Annotated in this window: 13 protein-coding genes; all 13 read right to left on the reverse strand. The window is 37.3% G+C overall.

Features of this window, described 5'->3' with window-relative positions:
- Window positions 1-17: 17 nt before the first annotated feature.
- Window positions 18-1,181, reverse strand: coding sequence for a mandelate racemase/muconate lactonizing enzyme family protein (locus AC6CHV_RS01495; RefSeq protein WP_440273697.1), 1,164 nt, complete (start codon window positions 1,179-1,181; stop codon window positions 18-20).
- A 214-nt stretch (window positions 1,182-1,395) separates the two neighbouring features.
- A complete protein-coding gene (locus tag AC6CHV_RS01500) occupies window positions 1,396-1,950 on the reverse strand; it encodes a hypothetical protein (RefSeq protein ID WP_341331603.1) in 555 nt (184 codons plus the stop codon).
- Between the two features lie 167 nt (window positions 1,951-2,117).
- Window positions 2,118-2,735, reverse strand: coding sequence for an SGNH/GDSL hydrolase family protein (locus AC6CHV_RS01505; protein ID WP_121446127.1), 618 nt, complete (start codon window positions 2,733-2,735; stop codon window positions 2,118-2,120).
- Entirely contained in the window at window positions 2,732-4,297 is a 1,566-nt protein-coding gene (locus AC6CHV_RS01510) for a hypothetical protein (protein WP_440273699.1), read from the reverse strand. Before AC6CHV_RS01510 ends, AC6CHV_RS01505 begins: the two co-directional genes overlap by 4 nt.
- Window positions 4,298-4,314: 17 nt before the next feature.
- On the reverse strand, window positions 4,315-6,156 hold the full coding sequence (locus AC6CHV_RS01515; protein WP_498077951.1) for a hypothetical protein: 1,842 nt from the start codon (window positions 6,154-6,156) through the stop codon (window positions 4,315-4,317).
- 29 nt (window positions 6,157-6,185) lie between these two features.
- On the reverse strand, window positions 6,186-7,763 hold the full coding sequence (locus AC6CHV_RS01520; protein ID WP_440273701.1) for an FAD-dependent oxidoreductase: 1,578 nt from the start codon (window positions 7,761-7,763) through the stop codon (window positions 6,186-6,188).
- 79 nt (window positions 7,764-7,842) lie between these two features.
- Complete coding sequence (locus AC6CHV_RS01525) at window positions 7,843-8,817, reverse strand: Gfo/Idh/MocA family protein (protein WP_341331597.1); 975 nt, start codon at window positions 8,815-8,817, stop codon at window positions 7,843-7,845.
- A 1-nt stretch (window position 8,818) separates the two neighbouring features.
- On the reverse strand, window positions 8,819-9,823 hold the full coding sequence (locus AC6CHV_RS01530; protein WP_440273702.1) for a Gfo/Idh/MocA family protein: 1,005 nt from the start codon (window positions 9,821-9,823) through the stop codon (window positions 8,819-8,821).
- Between the two features lie 134 nt (window positions 9,824-9,957).
- Window positions 9,958-11,841, reverse strand: a complete 1,884-nt coding sequence (locus AC6CHV_RS01535; protein ID WP_440273703.1) for a beta-N-acetylhexosaminidase — start codon at window positions 11,839-11,841, stop codon at window positions 9,958-9,960.
- A 39-nt stretch (window positions 11,842-11,880) separates the two neighbouring features.
- Window positions 11,881-13,038 (reverse strand): N-acetylglucosamine-6-phosphate deacetylase, encoded by a 1,158-nt coding sequence (gene nagA / locus AC6CHV_RS01540; protein WP_440273704.1) that lies wholly within the window; start codon window positions 13,036-13,038, stop codon window positions 11,881-11,883.
- A 44-nt stretch (window positions 13,039-13,082) separates the two neighbouring features.
- A complete protein-coding gene (locus AC6CHV_RS01545; protein ID WP_440273705.1) occupies window positions 13,083-14,084 on the reverse strand; it encodes a zinc-dependent alcohol dehydrogenase in 1,002 nt (333 codons plus the stop codon).
- Window positions 14,085-14,105: 21 nt separating this feature from the next.
- Window positions 14,106-15,161, reverse strand: coding sequence for a dihydrodipicolinate synthase family protein (locus tag AC6CHV_RS01550; RefSeq protein WP_440273706.1), 1,056 nt, complete (start codon window positions 15,159-15,161; stop codon window positions 14,106-14,108).
- Complete coding sequence (locus tag AC6CHV_RS01555) at window positions 15,161-16,177, reverse strand: NAD-dependent epimerase/dehydratase family protein (protein ID WP_440273707.1); 1,017 nt, start codon at window positions 16,175-16,177, stop codon at window positions 15,161-15,163. Before AC6CHV_RS01555 ends, AC6CHV_RS01550 begins: the two co-directional genes overlap by 1 nt.
- Between the last annotated feature and the right edge of the window lie 121 nt (window positions 16,178-16,298).

Below are 16,298 nucleotides of genomic sequence, written 5' to 3' on the forward strand. Positions count from 1 at the left end.
ATTCATTTTCAATAAATTTAAAAGGTATCTTTTACATGTGTTCTTTCAGCTACTTCTTCATCGAGTTCAATTCCTATTCCTGGGCCTTCTGGTGCAAGTAGATATACACCATCTTCACCTCTTACCTCTCTAATATGCGGCCCTTTAATTAACACATCCTGAAAATAATCACGATTGTGAGAGAAATATTCTACCCATTTCACATTAGGCAGACCTGCAGCTAAATGAATATGAATTTGTTGAAGATTCCAAGGTGAAATTGGAATATTGTGAGCTGAAGCAAAATGATAGATACGTAACCAATCTGTGATTCCGCCAGTTGCCATGGCGTTTGGCTGTATAATATCGAGTGCTTTCTTTTCAATAAATTGGCGAAACTCCGTTAATCCACTGTTTTGCTCACCACCGGCAATATAGGTGTTTCCTGCATACTCTCGAATTCTCGCATATCCTGAAATATCCTCAGGTGCAACAGGCTCTTCAAGCCAATAAATATCGTATTTTTCCCATGCCTTAAGTTGTTGGATGGCTGTTTCGGTATCCCAAGAACCGTTAATGTCCACCATTAGTTTCACGTCTGGACCAATCGCTTCCCGTACGGCTTGAACCCTTTTATTCGCCTCTTTAATCGGAACAGCGACAGAACCTGCCCGGATTTTTAAGGCTGTATGTCCTTGTTCTACATATTCGACGGCTTTTTTCGCCAGTTCATCAGGTGGTAGCTGGTGCCCTACATTTGCATAGGTGAGTATTTTATTACGCTTTGAACCGAATAAGTCGGATAACGGAACATTTAGTTTTTTAGCCTTAATATCCCATAATGCGAAATCAATAGCAGCGATACAATCTCTTATCATCCCCCTCATACCTAGTCGCCATGGTCCATCAAACATCTTCAACCAAAGCTGTTCATTGTATAACGGGTTTTCACCTAGAATGATATTTTTAAAGTTTCTATTCAGTAACCTTGCTGCCACATCACTTGCAATTCCATGAGGGTAAACTGGAGAACTTATAAATCCAGTACCTGTAATTCCTTCATCTGTTTCTACCTTCACAACAACAACCTCATGACCACTAAATGCCATATCTGATTTTCCCATACGTTCATATCTGTCTACTGTCATACCCGTAATTTTCATTGGCCTAGTACAGAACTCGTTTTTAACGATTCTGTTCATTCCCCCCTTAATTTCATTTTAGTAAGCGCTTTCTTAAGCATCATTATAGTATCTATTTTTTTTGATATCGCCTTTAACTTTATTTAATTTACTTTAAAAAAGTTTAAAAAATAGATTTAATACATTGAAAATTGGATTTTATAACATAAAAAAGAGGCTGTAAAAATTACAACCTCATTCTAATCATTTAAATTTGTCACTCATATTAAAAAACTTATCCTAGTGCTACTCCTTCTTTTAATTCCTCATGATAGATCCAGGCATTTTGTCCAGGTGTTGTTGCACCTATCCATATAAAAAGTGGATCCGGTCCATGCGATCCATTAAACGTGACGACGAGGTGTTTGTAGCTTTTTAGATTAAATTCTTCATCTTCCCTGAAGAAGGATAACTGCGGATTGTACAACCGATTTCCTTCTGTATATTCGTTTCTATATTCACTATATTCGGGCAGATCTTCAGGACGTTTTACTTGGCTAAATGTGACGACAATTTTTCGAGTTTCAAAAAAGAGTGATACATATTCATAGGATAGGCCTGCTGTTCGGATTTCAGGTGTTACATTTAATTCTGGATGTTGTTTCGAGATGTGATAGATGGAGTCGAAAACATAAGAGGCGCGTTGTCTGGAGATGAAGTTTCTTTCGGTGACGAGATCAGGTTTTCCTTCTCTATCCTTATAAAAACGCTCTAATCCACGCTTTATCCCTTTGATTATTAATTGTCGTTCTGCGCTACTTAAATAGAATTCATGACTAGAATCTAGCAAGAATCGAACCTCCCTATTAATCATTTTCCTTATTATACCGTCAAGGGGGTGTCGAAAACTGTTAGATTGTGGATGAATCTATTAATCTACAATAATAAAAAAGAATAAGCTACTATAATTTTAAGCCTACTCTTTTTCATAATTAGTTTCATATTAGTGTACTACAACTATTCAAACATATCCTTCGTTGCTTCTATCCAGGTTTTAGCCATTAGCATATTCCCAAGCGAGTTCATATGAACACCGTCTATTGTAAGGGGGAAGTTCTTCTTATGGTTTAAGAATGAAATGAATGCCTGATGTGTTGGAACAATGACGGCATTATACTTTTCTGCTAATTGATGAATGTTTTTAATATAGGGTTTTAGCATACTGTTTCCTATTCCCAAAATATCTTCTGAAATAATGGTTGGTTCCATTAAGACAATAGAGGAATTGGTTTTTTCCTTAATCTCTATCAGTAGATTCTCTAAGACTTCTTCAAAACGGTTTGGTAACACTTGTTCCATCTCAGGAGAATCTACTTGTCTCCACACATCGTTGATACCAATGGAGATTGAAACAATGTCGGGATGATACGAAATAACATCTTGCTCCCACCGCTCAGCTAGGTCCGTTACCCGATTTCCGCTAATCCCCTTGTTTATGATTTCAAATTCTCTATGTGGGAAGCTAACCTTCAAATAATCATGAAGCAATCGCACATATCCCGTTCCAATGCTATCACTCTCGTTAATCCCCCACCATGTAATGCTGTCACCGATAAAAACAATTCGTTGTTTCATTCTTTTCCCCTCCATGTACGTAAGAGATCATCTAGCTTTTCACACACATGATCGATGTAAAATGATATCAGGCTTTTGGGATCTTTTATTTCTGTTGTTGAATCGACTTTAAAAGGTACAAGTTCTCTTTTCCATTTTGTTAAATCAGAGATAATCTCACTTATTGCTTCATGTTGAACTACTTTTTCAGGATCAATTACACGGGATGGAAACAGAGGTACATTCCATTTGGATACTTCAGAAAGTACAGATTCCAATTTTACAAGCAATTGTTTTGTACTTATTTGATGATCGTCAAAGATGGAGTAGAAATCTGCTTCAATCTCCTGAAAGTCATCCCCCCAAGTTAACCGTGCAAAATAATAACTGTTCATAAACTGTAACGATTCCCATGGAAAATGCTGATCCAATGATTTCTCATCTTCTTTAGTTATGTAGGGGACAATTAGATTAACCATTGATTTGATTCCTAACTTAGCGTAAACGTCAATGTCCTCATGAATTCTGTGAAATAAAGGAGGAAATAAATCCCCTAACATGTAATGGTCACTATAGTATTCAAAAATAGTGATATCCTGCTGATTTACCTTAGTTTTTTGACACCATTTTTGTAAGGCCTCAAATGCTCTTTCTTCCTTCATAAAAGATTGCTGATAATTTCTTCCCCAAAAAGCAAATAGCGTATTTACTTTACTAGAACCACTTAACCCTTCATGAAGTTCTAACATATTCCAAGATAGACCTGCATTGTAGGCAATATGCTCTACTTCAATGCTAGGAATCTCCCTTTTTATGAGTTCAGTAAATTCTATGTAGCGTGCTAAAAAATCTTGGTTATCATTTATTCCAATATCGGCCGGCCATAAGGATACTCGTTTAATGGATGTTGATTTTTCACAATAGTTTTTTATTTTATCAACAAGTGTAACTTTCCAGCTATCATTTGAAAAATCAATCTGTTTTTTCTCAGAAACCGAGGATTCCATTAATAAATAGTGCATACTATGTCCGCCAATTGTAATCGATAGGCCTCGTTTATTAATCTCTTCTTCTATTACATTTTTCACTTTATCCCATAGCATAAAAGTAAAAAACAGTTCATTTATATAATGTTTAGCAGCCCAATCGATGAGTTTTGTTAGGAATGGAATATCACTGTAATTTTCAATTACGAGCCCTCTTCTTACCATACTTCCGCTATGGATTTCAGAAGATATAAAATGAACGTCTTTGTATCCTATTTTTTCTTTAGATAAAAAATGAACCCATTTATACCCAAACATGTTTTTACAAAGATGATAAACCCCATAAAGTACTGATCTGGTATTGCTTCCAATAATATAAATTTCTCGTTCTTTTTGTATAAAATGAAATGCATCAACAGCAGGATCATTATTAAATAAAGACTGTTCAATGAACCCATTTTCTATAAAATCTTGATCCAATCCTAAAACAAATGAATAAGTTATCGGCTTTTGAACCTGTTGTGTATACTTAAGCAACTCTTCTTTAGCAAACATAATTGCTGGATTACTAGTTAGAGTTGTACATCTAATCGACATTTGGACACCTTCCCATATTAATCTAATAGAGATTGATCTAATTCTTTTAAGATGAGGCCAGATAAGATGATCGCATTTGTCCATCCACTTTCTATTACATATGCACCCCAACCTGTGTCACCATTGTTACCGAAATACTCTTCACTGTCTAAATGATAGGAACGCATCCAGGCACCATCAAATTCCTTTCTTTGAGAAGTAATTTGAATGTTTGATAAAAAGTGGGCTAGCTTCTCATGAATTTTTTTTATTTTAGTGTCTCCTGTTGCTTTCCATGCTTCCCAAACATTCATGAGTAAGAAATTGTTAGTGTACAATTGATCTGCAATCCCTTCACCATTCATTCGGAACACACCCGTATCCTCTGTACCATATCTTTCAGGATCCGGATTATCACTTTCTTCAATTCCGCCTTGTTTATGCTGGTTCTCAGTTAAATAATCAAGTACTTCATATAAACCTTCCAGAATGGTATCGCTCTTTGTAACGGCGTACATGTCAGCTAATGATAATAAGAATCTGCTATATCCAGCCGTTTTGCTATACATGAATTTCAAATCACTTTTATTATCAAGCATCGTTAACGTACCTTTGAATGCGGTTTCTAAAAACTTTTCATCCTTGGTCACATAATACGCTTGGATAAAGGCAACATGGGCAATTGCCTCAAAGTGAGGATTCATACTTGCGATTGTGGAATTCTGGAAGTATGCAGGTCCTTTCTTGATAAGCTCTTGTTCACGGATACATTCTGGTCGAAGTCCCTTTTTATTCTGCGTGTTTAATAGAGCATAAGCTGTTAATAGACCCCTTTCTTTATAGATGGTTTGACCTGTTTTACGGTATAAATATAAGAGAACCAGTGCTACCCAACTATTATCATCAGTGAATATTTGCTCTGGCTTACTCTTTGGACTTTGAAACCATTTCCAAAAACCATATGTAGCTGAATTCGGATCTGTATCCTGATAGCCTGCTTTAAATAAGTAGTTCAATAATCGATGTGATCTCTCGGTCCATTCAGGGTCTTTTGCATATTCTCCATACAGATAAAATAAAAGGGCAGTATGGGAATGACAATCTGGACGACGATCCTTACTTACATCGCTTCGAATTGAATGGATATTTTCATAAACTCCGAGACTTCCATCTTCCTTCGGTAAGATTCCAGATTTTAAAAACCAGTCCATTCCATTGTCAATTGTTTGTTTAGTATCAGATTTCTCACGTTTTTGAATAATTGGTTGGATTGATTGTAGTGGTAGGTGATACTCCATTTGCAGCCATTTTACAACTGCATTCCATAACCAATTAGGTCGTAACGTCCAATTCTGTTCATTACCTAAAAAAGAAAACGTTGAAAAAATGGTTTTCCCCTTCCCATGCTTTTTTACAACAATTCCAGGGTATTGCCCTTCATCCGAAGTTTGATGAGTCTCTTTGAAATGACCGATATCTAAAAGCCGTTCCGTGTCAAAGGTAAAGCCTGTTAAAAAGGCACCTTGCCATTCGAGTAACTGACCTTTTTTACAATATTGGGTATCATGAGAAATTACTAGCTTTTCTAGACGTCGATTCGTTACTGTGAAATCCTGCTTGAAACCAAAAAGACGAGATGAAGGAAAATCCTCACAGTTTATAAGCTCACCGTATAGAATTCCACCATAATCAATAAAATCCCAAAGTTTTTCAAGTATGTCGTACGATACTTTCATTGGATTACCATTGTCATACCCATTGATAAAAATAACTGAGTATTGATGAAGGTTCTCTTTTAAAAGTAGATTAATATCCGAAAAATAATGAGTATAGCTTACAACACGTTTCATATGCATACTTTTGTCAACTAAAGCGATCAAAGTTTATCCACTCCACTCTTTGTCTTCATTTAAATTTTGTGGATTTTGGGCCAATCAAGTTCTATACCAGCTTTGGCGATACACGATTGAAAATCTGATAGTTTATCATCTTGATTTCTTACCTCTAGGGGGATGATTTCATGATCAATACAATAAGCCGCTAAATGGCCAGCTACTTCACCGATATTCCATTCCACTGGATGTAATCGATAACAACCATTTGTAATATGAGTAGAACCAATATTTTTACAAGCGGGTAACAAATTTTGAACGCGTATTGGCAGTAAACTCCCGAGAGGAATTTGAAATGGGTGGGACGAAATATCAATATACGTGTCCAATCCTGTGCTCGGATGAAGGTCTATCCGATAACTTCCAATCCCTACACTATCGTGAAAGAACGTAGCACTCTCTTTTCCATCGATTTCACCGCTGATATCTTGTTCCTTTACGGTATATTGAGCTTTAATTCGTCTTGATTCACGGATATAAGGGTACATGGCTAATCCGTCCTCTGTTCCTAAAACATCTTTCCTTAGGCGTATACCAGGATAGCCTGTTCCTCCATCTGGGCGGGGTGCTTCCGTTTGCATCCAATAAAGCAGCGATAAACTTAATTGCTTGGCATTATATAAATGTTTTTCTTTTTCTTCATCCGTTACATCAATAATAGGACCTAACCAATAATCGTTTTGTGGCCAATTAACGATGGTTACATCACTTTGAAACATACCTGGTTCAAAATTATCTTTATCGAGTATCCTCCGGTAATTCCATAATGAAAAGTGTTCTGGTTCGTAAAAAAAAGAATACTCTATCGGTTCTAATGTGTGAGGTACAAGTCCCCACCAACTTAATTGTTTGGCTGGCCAAAACTCTGCCTGATAGTTCTTCCAAAATTCATATTGAACAGGTTTCTCAATTGTGTGATCTTCCCCATCAATATGATCAATCGCAAAACAATACGTAAAAGCCTGCATATTGAAAGGTTGATTTTCCTTAGGTGCATGGGCTTCCCCTGTTACCCCTTGAGATTCAGCACCAATTACATATTCAACATTGGCGAGTGGTAAAACTTCTCCCATTTCAGTTGCATCCAAAAAATACTTCCCTCTTAATTGGTATGTATGGCCTGTTTTTGTATGTCCAACGGTAACTGATTGAACTTGATCATTTTCGGATTCAGCTTTAAGGATTTTATACTCTGTTAATAGCGTCAGCCTACCGCTACTTATATAGGGCGAAAGCAAATCGTAAAGAACACGTAATGCAACTCGCGGTTCATGACTTATGTTGCTAACAATGGCATTACCAGGATTGAATTGATCATTCATCCGTTCTTTGGTCTTTACTGGATAATTGGAAAGATAGTATTCTCTGATTTTTTTTCGGAAAGTCTGATAAGTTTTCGTCCCTCCAAATTGTTCAATCCATGGATGCTCATCCGGTGGTACACCTTGACTTGTAATTTGACCACCAATCCACTTCGTCTCCTCGGTCAAGACCACTTTTTTCCCAGATTGTAAGGCGGAAAGTGCAGCCGCACATCCTCCGAGGCCACCCCCGATAATCACAATATCCGTTTGCAATTTTTCAGAGACTTTCATTGTGAGCCCCCTTTCGTTATCAAGAGCTCGAATCAAATCGAGCTCTAAGATTCAGAAATTTTTTCAAATTCTTTTTTACTTATTTTAGTTTTACTGGTGTTCCCTTTTCAGAAGACTGATAGGCTGCCAGAGCTACCTCTACTGCTTTTAGCCCTGAATGTCCTGATGCTAATGGAGACTTTCCTTCTTTAACGCTTGCAACAAAGTCCTCGATTAGACCGGCATCCATATCATCGCCCCAGTTAATCCATTTGAGCCCATCGTGATTTGAATAATAATCCATTTTTTGCGAAAAAGCGTCTATCTTTAAGGTGCCATTTGTTCCGATAATTTCCATGGTTACATCGCCCCACGTTGGATAAGAGCTGTTTCTTGACCAACTGCAATCAAGTGTAGCAAACATTCCATTTGTAAATTCCATTGTCAAAATTCCACAATCATCAATGGGATGATCAATATATACGTTACCGATTTCTGCGTACACTTCCTGCACTTCGGCTCCAGTGAACCATCTCATGATATCAACTACGTGTACTGTATGATCAAGGACCGCTCCACCGCCAGATTTTTCCTTGTCAATAAACCAGCCTCCAGGATTGGTTCCCCTGTTTGTTCCCTTTATTGCTAAAATTTCTCCTAGTCTACCTTCTTCTATCACTTTTTTAGCATGTTGAATGGGTGTGTTAAATCGAACAGGAAAAGCTGTACCTAACAAAACTTGATGTTGCTCACATTCGCTTATCATTTCTTCAATATCTTTTAAATTGGTGGCTAACGGCTTTTCACATAAGACATGTTTTCCTGCTTTCGCCGCAGCAAGTACGTGTTGATGGTGAAGATAGTTTTCAGAAGTTACAATGACAGCATCAATATCAGATCCAAGTAATTCATGATAATTTTGAAAATATACTGTATCGTATAATTGAGAATTCTTCATTCCTCTTTCTTCATTTTCATCGGAAATACCAGCTAATGTGATACCTTCCATATTTTTAATGACGGATGCATAACTATGGGCGTGCATATGAGCAAAGCTTATGATTCCAATCTTCATATCAGTTCTCCCCTTTCTTACTTAGTGATACAGGTACAACTGTTTTTAAAGATTCAAGGGCAGCAACTGATATCTCCATTGCTTTATATGCATCTTCAGCTGTAACAATTGGCGTTTTATTCGATTTCAAACATGATAAGAAATGCTCTAGTTCTATATGATACGGTGACTTTTTCATAGGACTTTGAGGTACCTCAACACCATTTTGTTCCTCGCTCGATTGTCTAATCGAAAGTAAAACAGGCTCCTCTTTTAAACTATCATATTCGATGATTCCAGTTTTTCCGGCGAATTCAAATTGCGAAGAAAAAGTTTGATGGGCCCACGTACCTTCCACATGAGCAATAACACCGGATTCAAAAACCAATGTAACGATCGCATAATCGAGATGTTCCAGTCCTTTTTCAGATAGCCCTTTCGCAAAAACTCGATCCACTTCGCCGAATGTCCACCGAAGAAAATCAAAGTCGTGAATGATTAAATCAAGGATCACGCCACCACTTTTCGATTGGTCTGCATACCAATCACTCCATCCCAAAGGAAAACTTCCGCCTCTTCTTGTACGAACGATACCAATCTCACCAATTGCTTCTTTTTTTACTAGCTCTTTTGCTTTTGAATATTGTGGGAAAAAACGTACCACGTGTCCGACAAATAATTTCACATCTTTTTCTTTACAATAATCAATCATTTCTTTGGCATCCTGAAGGGAATATGCTAGTGGTTTTTCACATATCACATTGATTCCTAAATCTGCTGCTTTTATCACATACTCTTTGTGCAGAAAAGTTGGAGCACAAATATCGATCACATCAATACGTTCGATATTTTCTACAGCTTCTTCTAAGGTTTGAAATATCTTTGTATCATGTTCACCTCTGATTTGCTCTGCCTGCTCTTTTCTGATATCAACAATTCCAACGACCTTGACATCTTCCATTGCATAATAGGCACTTGCATGTACCATTCCCATTGTTCCGGCACCTATCAATAATACGTTCTGCATACAATCAACCTCTCTTCTCAAATTCCGAAAATTACTTTAAGGGTATATATTTCCAAGCATCCATTGGAAATAACTCTTTTTGTACCAGTGGTAGCTTTCTTTCTTAATGAATACGCCTTCCCTCCTAATCAACCTTACCAATTAAAATTACCCGCTGTAGCAATTCGATTGTAGAAGTGATTACCTAACGAACCGTCAGGTATCCCGTTCGGACCATCATGAACTAATCTCTTTTCCTCTAATTCTTCAATACTTTCGATTGAACCTTCTAGCCAATGTAAAATTCGGAGTTTAGACGTTTCCATTCTGGCAAGTAATCCCCCATAGCGGAATTCAATTATTTCCCAGCCGAAAGGTTTATATAAGGAAAACCAAACTTCTCTATGTTTGTTATGCAGAAGACTTATTTCTTTCGTCAATTCGTGTAAATCGGTTAAAAGAAGTTTCATCGTTTCTTTATCACCGTTGTCATAAGCTGTTTTTAAATGAATTCCCATTTCCGACTTCATACTAAGTACAGTTGCAAGCTGTTCATAGAATTCAAATAGTAAAGCTGAATTAGGGTTTCTATCCTTAGCTGCCCTTAATTGAGGAATTAACTTTTGATAATGTGCATTCATTTCAAATCCACGGATATTTTCATCAAATAAACCAATAAGGAGATCCTGCCATAATAAAAATTTAGAAGCATTTGAGGAGTTCAGATTATTTTCCATTACACCTGGAGTTTCATCTAATTGATTGAGTGTAAGGAAATCCTCCAAATGGTTTCCCGTGCAGAAATGGAAACGTTCAGCTAAATGCTCCATAGTTACTGTTTGCTTATAGGTATGTTCCGCATAGAGCTGGATTACTGGTAATGCAGTTGTAAGTGGAGTTTCTCCTCCATTGTCGCCCCATAATGTCGTAATCACTTCATGTAATCCATCTTTTTTACAAGCTGATAAAGCAGCTTCAGTCGTTACAAATGCGCGCCCATAGTTGGGAGAAATCCCATTCCATGTCCAAGCCCCACCAGCAAAAAGAGTATCTCTTCCTAATTCTTTATGCTTCTGAATATAAGTCCGATAAAACTCTTCATCTGCATGATAATAATCCCAATACACAAGTTCCACATTCTTTGGTATTGAAGCAATCGCTTCTTCTGGAATATGTACATCTTCATCGTAATATTCGCCATGTTTTGAACCTAAGCGGAAATACATATCACTCCAAATCATTGGTTTTAGCCCATGACGCTCTGCAATTGATACAACCTGTTCTAAATGCTTATTCATAATCTCAAAACGATTTTCATATCCATTTAAATCTAAATAGCGGCCAAGTCCAAGTTGATGCGCTTCATCCATTCCAATATGAATGCGATTTGATTTAAATGGTTTCGAAGCAGCCTTAATCATGCTTTCTATAAATTGGTATGTTTTGGACTCACCTACTAATAGAATGTCAGATGTGTCCCTAATTTCCTTCGCATAGCCCCATTTCAATGCCATTGTTAAATGAGCGAGAGTTTGGATACAAGGTATCATCTCAATTCCTAAAGCGTCTGCATATTGATCACAGGTCTTTAGTTCGTCTTCTGTGTATCTACCACGCATATAGCCGAAATACGGGTACTCTGGTACTTCATAAGTATCCTCTGTATAGAGCATGACAACGTTTAATCCCATAATGGATAGTTTTCTAAGCAATGCCTGAACCTCATCTACTTTTAAGACAGCATTTCTAGAAACATCCAGCATGACACCGCTTGTTTGAAAATTGGGCTGTTCAGTTATCTCAAATTCACCATTCTTTTGATAATTCTCTAACCACACACCAATTGCCCGATAGAAATGAATTTTTTCCTGATAATAGATTTCACCTTTTCCATCCTTATTGGTAACACGGATCGGACCTTCCCTTTGAATCACGGAGATTGGGTAGCCACTTTCATTCAACTTAATCCCCAAGTCTTCAATTAATAACTCTAATCCATTTATAATTGAATTTGTTTCACCCAATAAATTAATTTTCATCTTTAATACCTCTTTTCAGTTATCATAAAAATTTAATCTCTAATCATTTCGTCTGAAAACAAAATTCCCATCTATAATTGTGCTTTCTACCTCTAAATCATTTGTTAACATAACAACATCTGCATCAAATCCAACGGCTATCCTACCTTTATGTTCACTAACTCCACAGACGACAGCTGGGTTATAGCTCGCCATTTGTACTGCTTCTTCAATCGGAATACGAGATTTCTGAATGATGTATTGAACTGCCTTGTCTAGCGTTAAAGAACTTCCCGCAAGGCTTCCGTTCGCTAATGATACTTTTCCACCACTTTTATAGACGGTCTTCCCACCGATTTGATGACACCCATCTGGTAATTGGTTGGTCCCAGTACAATCAGAAATTAAGGTAAGATGATCCACCCCTTTCATTCTGTAAAGGAGTTCAATTATTTTTGAATGCACATGAATGCCATCTGCGATAAGTTCGCAGTGTAATTCTTGTAAATCAAGTGCTGCAAACGCAGCTGTTAAATTGCGATGTGTAAGCGGGCCCATTCCATTGAAACAATGAGTCACTCTTGATAGGCCGTATTGAATCGCCATTTCCATTTCCTCATATGATGCATCTGTATGTCCGGCAGAAATGGCAACCTTTTTTTCCTTCAATAGCTGTATGACATCGGTTGCGTTAGGAAGTTCAGGGGCTAATGTTACAATTTTTATCAAATTCCCAGCCATTTGAAGTAACGATTTTACTTCTTCTATAGCAGGATCCAGTATGTATTCTGCTTTTTGAGCACCTTTATATTTTTGATTAATCCATGGGCCTTCTAAATGAATACCCAAAAGGCGAGCACCACCACGATTTTCAGCAACTATGAGTTTATTTAATAAAAGGAAGGTTTTAATATCTTCTAATGTGGCTGCCCTTGATGTTGACAAGAAACTTGTCACACCAAAGGATGGGAGCCCATTTTGAATGCGATAAAAACCTTCCTTTGAACAATCCATAAAATCTTGACCATTTAGACCGTGTATATGTGTATCTATAAAACCAGGACAGATCCACCCTTCTACTTGGTAGTAGGGCAGATCCTCCTTTTCTTTCTTACCAACGAAAATGATTTTTCCATCTTTGATTTCAATGATCATATTTTTATCTATTCTCTTATCTGTAACAACATTTCCTTGTAAGTAAAAGTGGTTACACATCATTTAACTTCAAAATCCTTTCCGTTGTTATGCCCAATTCAGCGTATTTACGTAAACTTTATGATTTTTGTAAGAGTTGAAGATTCTTTGTTTAACAGTTTTTCAAATTCTTGTGGTGCATCATCAAATTCAACTGTTTCTGAAAGAAACGCTCTGACATCAATCTTTTTTTCGTTAACAAGTCGAATATATTCTTCAAGGTTCCTACCTTCTGTCCAGCGGACATATTCATAAGGATAATCAATTGCTTCCTTCTCATAGACGGTGTCGTATCTTCCTGGACCGCCAGCCCGAGAAATGAGTAACTGAGCCTCCTTACCAAACATTAAGTCTCTTGGAAAGTCGGGTTCGATATCACCTACGATGACTGCCTTTCCTTTGGTACGAATCCATTTCAAACATTCATGTGTAAGTGGTGAACGCTTTCCTCCCGCACAAAGTAGTACGGCATCAGCTCCACGTGATTTCGTATCAATCTGAAGGGCTTCTTCCATCTCATCAACCGTCGCAAATGATTTAATATTGTCTTCCTTTAACATGTCTACTCGACTTTCGTGAAGATCATATGCAATCACATTATAGGCTGCTGCATGGGCAATTTTTGCAATTAATTGCCCTAAAACTCCTAAACCTACGATTACGACTGTTTCACCAAATTGAAGATTTGCGATACGTAGGGCATGAATGGCAATCGCACCAAGTCCACCTAGAGCTGCTTCTTTTGGTTCAACCGTATCGGGGACTTTCGCATACAAGGTTTTAGGAACTAGAAGATATTCATCATGATGAACATATGGTGCACCGTAACAAGCAACAAGATCTCCTTTTTTCACATCGGTAATGTCACTGCCACAATCAACGACTTCGCCCATTGCACTATATCCAAGATGAACCTGTCTTTTTTCACTAACGGCTAGCAACGATAGTTCAGTGCCCGGTGAAATGACCGAATATAATGTTTTAACTAAGATATAGGAAGGCTTTTCTATGCTTGGTACTTCATCTTCAATGATTTCAACTTTCTTGTTGTTAGCTACAATTCTTTTCATATGAAATCCTTCTTCCGTCAATTATTTAGACAGCCACTTTGATAAATTCGCTTTAACAAATTCATCATCATTTAGGTGTGGGTAGCTCGTATAAATTCGGTCTAACTCTTCTGATTGACCCGGACTTAAAACTTCACGATCAACTAAACACCAATTTCCTTGAAGTAGTCCTTGTCTAGCTAAGATTTCATTAATGCCAGCTATACTTCCTTTAAAGCTATTTCGAGAATCAAATATCGCGGCATTCGCATCTGTTATTTGTTGTCCAAGTGTTAATAAACCATTTGGTACTGACTTTTGACCTCTTACTACTTTAATTTCTTCAAATGTTTCGACAACTCGTTTTGTCCAAACAGACCAGTGTCCAAGTAAACCACCGACAATTCTCTTTTCTACCTTCTGTCCTTCGACTGTGAATTCAAAGGCTGTTAACAAATCATTTATTATATTATCATCATTACCCGTGTATAGCGCTATTTCCTCATTACGAGGCGAATGGCAAACAGCACGGACAACATCAATTGAACAATATCGATCAAAAGGAGCAATTTTTATCGCGTATACATTTGGAATGGAAGCGAATCGTTCCCAAAACTCATACGAAAAAATACGTCCACCTACTGCAGGTTGTAAATAAAATCCGAATACTGGAATAACCTCTGCAACTTTTTCAGCGCGCTCAAGTAATTCATCTTCTGATAAATGATTCAAGCCACCCATACTCAATAGTCCTAAGTCGTAGCCGACCTCTTTACTAAACGCCGCTTCTTTTAGTGCCTGTTCAGTAGGTCCACAAATTCCTGCCACTTTAATAAAATCATCAGGAACATTGGCGCGCTTTGTTTCTTCAATTGCAATTGATAGTACTCTTTCATAAAGATTAAACTCAGAATCACGAATTTCAAATTGTGTTGTATGCACTCCTACCGCGATACCACCTACACCTGCATCGATATAGTATCGTGTTAAGGCACGTTGCCCTGTTTCGTCAAGTTCTCTTTCTTCAGTTAGCGCTAGTGGATGAGCTGGAATCACTGTGCCCTCATGAAGCTTTTTCTTAACAGCCTCTTTCAGCATTAGAATGCACCTTCTCTTTCTTGGAAGTGGGTTGGTTTATTGATTGTGTGTCCATCGTTTACAACCCAATCAGCAATCATATCAATCATTTGTTGTACGGTAACTTTTGGATAACCAAATAATTTATGTGCTTGAGAAGCATTATTTAGTAAGGCAGTTGGACTTTCATTATTTACAAATACCGGTTCCTTTTTTATTCGTTTACCGAATTCCTTTGCGAGCCATCTGACTGACAATGTTTCAGGTCCTGTTACATTGATGATTTTTGGTGGATAATTTGTATGTAATAAGGAACGAATCGCATATTCATTTGCATCCCCCTGCCAAATCACATTAACATTTCCCATTGTTAAATCAATCGGTTTCTCTTGATGTACTGATCTTGCAATTTCAAGTAACACACCATAACGTAGGTCAATCGCATAGTTTAAACGAAAGTGAACAATGGGTGTTTGGTTTTTATGCGAAAAATAAGTTAAAACTCGTTCTCGACCTAAGCAGGATTGTGCATATTCACCAACAGGATTAGGTGTCACATCCTCTGTACAACCATTGCTTAACACAGAAGTGAGTGGGTATACATTTCCTGTTGAAAAAGACACAATTCGAGAATCTTTAAACTTTTCTGCGACACGTCCTGGAAGATAGGCGTTCATGGCCCATGTCCGATGCTCATTTCCAACTGTTCCAAATTTCGTACCTGCCATAAAGATAATATTCTTAACATTTGGTAGGTTTTGGAGATCTTCTTCCCTCAAAAAATCCGCTTTAATTGTTTCAATTCCATTCGCTTCTAATTCATCTATTAAACTCTCATCTGAGAATCTCGCAACACCAATCACTTTCTTAGGTACACCTGACTGATCAACAGCTCTCTTCGCAAGTTTCGCTAAAGTCGGTCCCATCTTCCCACTAACACCTAAAATCATAATATCTCCATCTAGTTGTTGGATGTCCTTTATTAAATTTGTGCTAGGTGTTGACATAAAATCCTCTAATTCAGCAATCGTTTTCATTTAAATCCTCCTAGAATATATTTGATTTTCTTTAGGAAAAACATGGTTATTTACTATTTACCTACATTGTATATTCGGGGTTATTAAAAGACAAGTCACTTAAAGGTCTTTTAATAAATGA

It is taken from the genome of Ferdinandcohnia sp. GQ5, from assembly GCF_059759275.1.

What these genes read in the sequence shown, in the direction of transcription:
- nagA (WP_440273704.1), bottom strand. Translation starts at nt 13,038, where the DNA reads ATGATGTGTAACCACTTTTACTTACAAGGAAATGTTGTTACAGATAAG.
- AC6CHV_RS01505 (WP_121446127.1), bottom strand. Translation starts at nt 2,735, where the DNA reads ATGAAACAACGAATTGTTTTTATCGGTGACAGCATTACATGGTGGGGG.
- AC6CHV_RS01525 (WP_341331597.1), bottom strand. Translation starts at nt 8,817, where the DNA reads ATGAAGATTGGAATCATAAGCTTTGCTCATATGCACGCCCATAGTTAT.
- AC6CHV_RS01495 (WP_440273697.1), bottom strand. Translation starts at nt 1,181, where the DNA reads ATGAACAGAATCGTTAAAAACGAGTTCTGTACTAGGCCAATGAAAATT.
- AC6CHV_RS01545 (WP_440273705.1), bottom strand. Translation starts at nt 14,084, where the DNA reads ATGAAAAGAATTGTAGCTAACAACAAGAAAGTTGAAATCATTGAAGAT.
- AC6CHV_RS01555 (WP_440273707.1), bottom strand. Translation starts at nt 16,177, where the DNA reads ATGAAAACGATTGCTGAATTAGAGGATTTTATGTCAACACCTAGCACA.
- AC6CHV_RS01510 (WP_440273699.1), bottom strand. Translation starts at nt 4,297, where the DNA reads ATGTCGATTAGATGTACAACTCTAACTAGTAATCCAGCAATTATGTTT.
- AC6CHV_RS01550 (WP_440273706.1), bottom strand. Translation starts at nt 15,161, where the DNA reads ATGCTGAAAGAGGCTGTTAAGAAAAAGCTTCATGAGGGCACAGTGATT.
- AC6CHV_RS01520 (WP_440273701.1), bottom strand. Translation starts at nt 7,763, where the DNA reads ATGAAAGTCTCTGAAAAATTGCAAACGGATATTGTGATTATCGGGGGT.
- AC6CHV_RS01535 (WP_440273703.1), bottom strand. Translation starts at nt 11,841, where the DNA reads ATGAAAATTAATTTATTGGGTGAAACAAATTCAATTATAAATGGATTA.
- AC6CHV_RS01530 (WP_440273702.1), bottom strand. Translation starts at nt 9,823, where the DNA reads ATGCAGAACGTATTATTGATAGGTGCCGGAACAATGGGAATGGTACAT.